This window comes from Neisseria sp. P0022.S010, from assembly GCF_051956635.1.
In genome coordinates this window covers 1-4,689 of record NZ_JBQCXF010000225.1, presented here as the reverse complement: position 1 = coordinate 4,689, position 4,689 = coordinate 1, and the positions used below count along the sequence as shown (strand labels likewise).

The following is a 4,689-nucleotide window of genomic DNA, read 5'->3' as shown; positions in this document are numbered from 1 at the left end:
ATACAAGGGTGTGTGCCCAAAGGCACGCACGCGGTTTGATGTTGGCTACAGCTTACTTATGGATATCTTCATACGACTTAGACTTAATATTTCCACTTATATTTTCTGACTGTATTAAATATTCATAAACTTCGAGTAATCGATACGTTGAATATGTGTAAGGATTTTAAGCCTATTTGGAAAGATCCATTACAAAAGTGAAGATGAACAGCTTTCTCCTAAAACCCCGCCCGATCCAACTCCTCCAACAGCGCAGGCCGGCGCGGTTTTTCGCTATATCGTTCCCTGATTTCGTCGGCAAAGTCTTCCATCGCCTGCCGTTGAGCGGAATATTGGCGACGGAGGGTCTTTAATTGGTTCAAGAGCTGGCGGTATTGCTTACGGTTGCTTGCCTTATTGATTTCAGCCGCAAAGATTTTCAGGTAGCAAGCTACGATTTGGTCGTGATACGGCTCGGGGAAAGACGGGGCAAAACGATCCATCGGGTACAACAACAAGAGGTGTTGCTGTAATAGGGCAAGCAACAGGTCGAATTCCTGTTCATGCTCCAATATTTCGGCTTGCAGCGAATATTGACCCGACAAGCGCGCAAGCAGGCGGTTAAATTCATACGGCCATTCGGCGGCGGAAAACGTGGCTTTCCACGCTTCATAATGCGGCAATGAAAGGCTGGTGGAAAACGCCAAATCCGCTGCGATTTCGCGTACATTTTTACCGGTTTCCTTCAATACATCGAAAAGTTGCAGCTTCCATTTGTGCAGTGTGCCGAGTGTTCCTTCAGCTTCGGCAATGCTGATCCCTTCGCGCAAGAGGCGTTCCGCTTCCACCCAATCTTGCTGCCCGACTGCTTGTTCTACCGCAATTTGTCTGAATTTCGGCAGGCGCAGATGTCGTCTGAAATAATCCTGCGCGGCAGCAGTATCGCCTTTCGCCTGCAAAACCTGCCAACCCTCAAATGCCCAAAATTCATATTCCCAACCCGACTCGGTAGCAGCCAAACGTTTAACCACATAATCTTGCCACGCCTGCCATTCGCCGCGCAGCCGCCAGATTCGGGCGCGGATTTGGTAGATTTTATTGCCTGCCTCGGAGAAATCAAAATAGCGGCTGTCGTCCAAACATTTATCCAAAAAATTAATCAAACGCTTCGGGACGTTTTCCATGACCGCCTCTTCCAGCAGGTCGATTGCCATATACATAGCATCGCCCAACATACCGTCCGAATCGTCCGCCTTTTCAAAAGCATCCTGCAAACGCGGTATCAACAGAGGCAAAGCCTGTTGCAACGCCTCCGTCCCCTCCTGTGCCACATCTTCCAACCAGTTTTGCAGCCTGAAGCCCAAATCAGCGGCTTCGTAGTAATCATAATATCGGGTTCGGGAAAAGATTTTGGAGAGCTGCTGCCGATACGGATTGCCGCCCTTTTTAGGCTGTTGCGCGTCAGATTCGTCAGGCTGCCCCTCCGGCGTTTGAGCGCGCACCGCATACCACAACGCCGCCATATGCTTGCACGCCCAGCCATAAGGACAATCGCAGCCCCCGTCCTTAATGTACAAATCACTATCCAGCTTCAGCCATACCGAATAGTTTTCCGAACCGAACACCTCCGCCCGATAACGCCCTGAGGAAGTTTTTTGGACATTGCGAACCTTGCCCTGCTGAAAATACAGCAGACCGCGTTCGATGATGTGGGGCGGAAATAGGCGGGGTAGGTAGATACCGGACATGGTTTGCTTCCAAGAAGTTGTTGAAACATGGGGAGTTTACTGGTTCGGGCGACGTTTGGGGAGAGGGTAGCGGGAAGATTTGTTTTGCAAAGTGGCAAAAGGTCGTCTGGAAATGGGTTTCAGACGACCTTTCTGTGAGGTGTGCGTTTGGAGGTATCCGCTCGTCTTGAGGAAATTAAGCTATAGCTTGTTTAGATGCATGAATTTTAATAAAATCGCAAATTATTTTTGATAAGCAATGAATTATATGTTATATGAAGTTAGTTCTCACAGACCTAATTATTTAAATGGAAATGAAAAACAGTAAATTAAAGGCGGTCGATTTTTTCTGTGGCGGAGGCGGGATGAGCTATGGAATGCAATCCGCCGGTATTCAAGTTTTAGCCGGGATAGATTACGAACCTAGCTGCAAAGAAACATATGAAGCCAATATAAATGCTAAATTTATACAGGCTGATGTTTTTGAATTGCAGCCTGAAACATTGGAAAAGGAACTCGGCTTAAAAAAGAATGATGATGATTTGATTCTTATAGGTTGTAGTCCTTGTCAATATTGGAGCGTTATTCAAACAGACAAACGAAAATCGGAAAAATCCAAGAGTTTGCTTTTGGAGTTTCAGCGGTTTGTAGAATATTTCAACCCCGGATATGTTGTTGTAGAGAACGTACCGGGAATTCTGAGCAGGATGAAAGAAAGCGGGCTTGATAATTTCATAAAATTATTGGAAGAAAAAGGATTTACCGTCCATTTCGGTATTCACAATACGGCTGATTACGGAATTCCTCAAAGTCGTAAGAGGTTTACCTTGATTGCAAACAGAATAACCAAAGAAAAGCTGGAACCAGTCAAGTATTCGGGCAAACGACTTACGGTGCGCGATGTTTTGGGAATGGCAAACGGCTTTCCCCAAATTATTGCAGGACATCAAGATGAAACGGATTTTATGCATAGTTGTGCGGGATTATCTGATATAAATCTGAGGCGATTGGCTCTGGTCCCTAAAAACGGAGGAAACCGCTCGGCTTTTGCACATATTCCCGAATTACAGCTGGAATGTTTTATCGGAAAAGACAATAGTTTTAAAGACACGTTTGGTAGGCTATGGTGGGATAAGCCCGCACCTACCATAACGACCAAATTCTTTAGTATTTCCAACGGGAGGTTTGCCCATCCTGAAGAAGATAGGGCGTTATCCCTGCGCGAAGGTGCAACATTGCAATCGTTCCCTCGTAACTATGTCTTTAAAGCGGGCAGCAGGGACAAGATAGCCCGTTTGATTGGTAATGCCGTTCCTCCGATGTATGCGGAAAAAATAGGCAGGGCAATTGTTGATAGTCTTAAACACCTTAAAAAAGGAAATGGAAATGTCTCAAACTTCCAATAATTCATCTCATATCTTAGAAATGAGATTTGATCCAAATGTAATTACACATTTAGGAATACAAATGTATTCGACTTTGCCGCCAGTCATTTCAGAGTTAGTTTCAAATGCTTATGATGCAGATGCTACTCGTGTTGTTGTTAGATTGAATGATAATTTAGAAGAAAAAAGTATTATTATTGAAGATGACGGTCATGGAATGAGTTTTAATGAAATTAATGAGAAATTTCTTATTATTGGGAGGAATAGGAGAAAGTCAGAAGGAGAAAAGAGTCGTAGCGGAAAACGTTTTGTTGTAGGTAAAAAAGGAATTGGGAAATTGGCTTTTTTCGGAATTGCCAATACTATCGAAATTTCTACAATTCAAAATTACCGGAAAACAACATTTATTTTAGATTGGGAGGAAATTCAATCTCAAAAAAATACTCAAGAGCCTTATCATCCAAAAATTATAGAAGATCAGGTCGAAGCATCCAAACAATCCGGAACAGAAATTAAGCTAATGAAAATAAAAAGAAAAACCGGATTTCAAGCAAGAAACTTGGCAACTTCATTAGCAAAATCATTCCAGATTTTTGATGAGCCGGATTTTAAAACGGAGATTTTTCATAATAATGAGGCTGAACCAATAGTCGTGAATAATGATTTGCGTTATGAAGGTTTTGATAAATTTATCGAATGGAAATCCCCATGGACTGAAATTTCTTTTAACCAAGACGAAGAGAATAAATACAAAGAATATCTTAAAAAAATAAACGGGAGTTTAATCGCAAGTAAAGAGCAAACTGTTCCAGAAAAAATGCGAGGGGTCGCTTTATTTTCGAGAGGGAAACTGGTTAACGAATATTCATTTTATGGTTTGGGAGCTACAAGTTTTGGGTATTCATATATTACGGGTTGCTTAGATGTTGGATTTATTGAAGATTTTTCAGAGGATGTAATTTCAACTAACCGAAGATCATTAAATTGGGAAACCGACAAGACTAAATTTTTGGAAGAGGTATTGCAATTTTTGATTAAAAAATTTTATAACTTTCATAAAACAAAAAGAGAAAATGATAAAAAGGAAAAAGTTGAGGAAGCAACAGGTATTTGTCTTGATGATTGGTATGAAACTCTTCCTAGACATGAACGTAAATTAGCTAAGAGAATCATGAATCAAATTATCCAAGCAGAAGGGCTAGAGCCCCAAAAAGCAACAAATTTAATTAAGTACGTACAAGACTCTTATCAATTCACTTCATTTAAAGAATTAGCAGAGGAAATTAGTGAAGAAGGATTCAAAGATACCAATCAAATTTTGCAATTGATGAAAGAATGGCAGTTAATTGAAGCGCGTGAATTTTATAAATTAGCAGAAGTCCGATTGGAGACTATTAAAAAATTTGAGCAATATATTGCAGAAAATGCAAAAGAAGTTCCCGTTATGCATAATTTTTTAAAGCAATTTCCATGGCTGCTAGATCCGAGGATTATGTCTTTTCAGGATGAAGTCTCTTTTTCTTCATTATTAAAAGAAAAATATCCAGATAATGAGTTGGAAATAGAAAATCGTAGAATCGATTTCCTATGCCAAAGAT

At 41.3% G+C, this 4,689-nt stretch carries 3 protein-coding genes; 2 read left to right on the top strand and 1 reads right to left on the bottom strand.

The genetic code is table 11. The annotated features are described in order from the left end of the window. Positions 1–218: 218 nt before the first annotated feature. A complete protein-coding gene (locus ACTHUT_RS14175; RefSeq protein WP_250601583.1) occupies positions 219–1,727 on the bottom strand; it encodes an SWIM zinc finger family protein in 1,509 nt (502 codons plus the stop codon). Between the two features lie 293 nt (positions 1,728–2,020). On the opposite strand from ACTHUT_RS14175, the gene ACTHUT_RS14170 reads away from it, so the two are divergent. Together ACTHUT_RS14170 and ACTHUT_RS14165 are read left to right on the top strand one after the other, a co-directional pair. Next, positions 2,021–3,112: a DNA cytosine methyltransferase gene (locus tag ACTHUT_RS14170; protein WP_250601586.1), complete on the top strand. Its 1,092-nt coding sequence runs from the start codon at positions 2,021–2,023 to the stop codon at positions 3,110–3,112. Then, positions 3,093–4,689, top strand: a 1,597-nt coding sequence (locus ACTHUT_RS14165) for an ATP-binding protein (RefSeq protein ID WP_440418928.1), incomplete at its 3' end; no start/stop codon positions are given. The genes ACTHUT_RS14170 and ACTHUT_RS14165, both read left to right, overlap by 20 nt.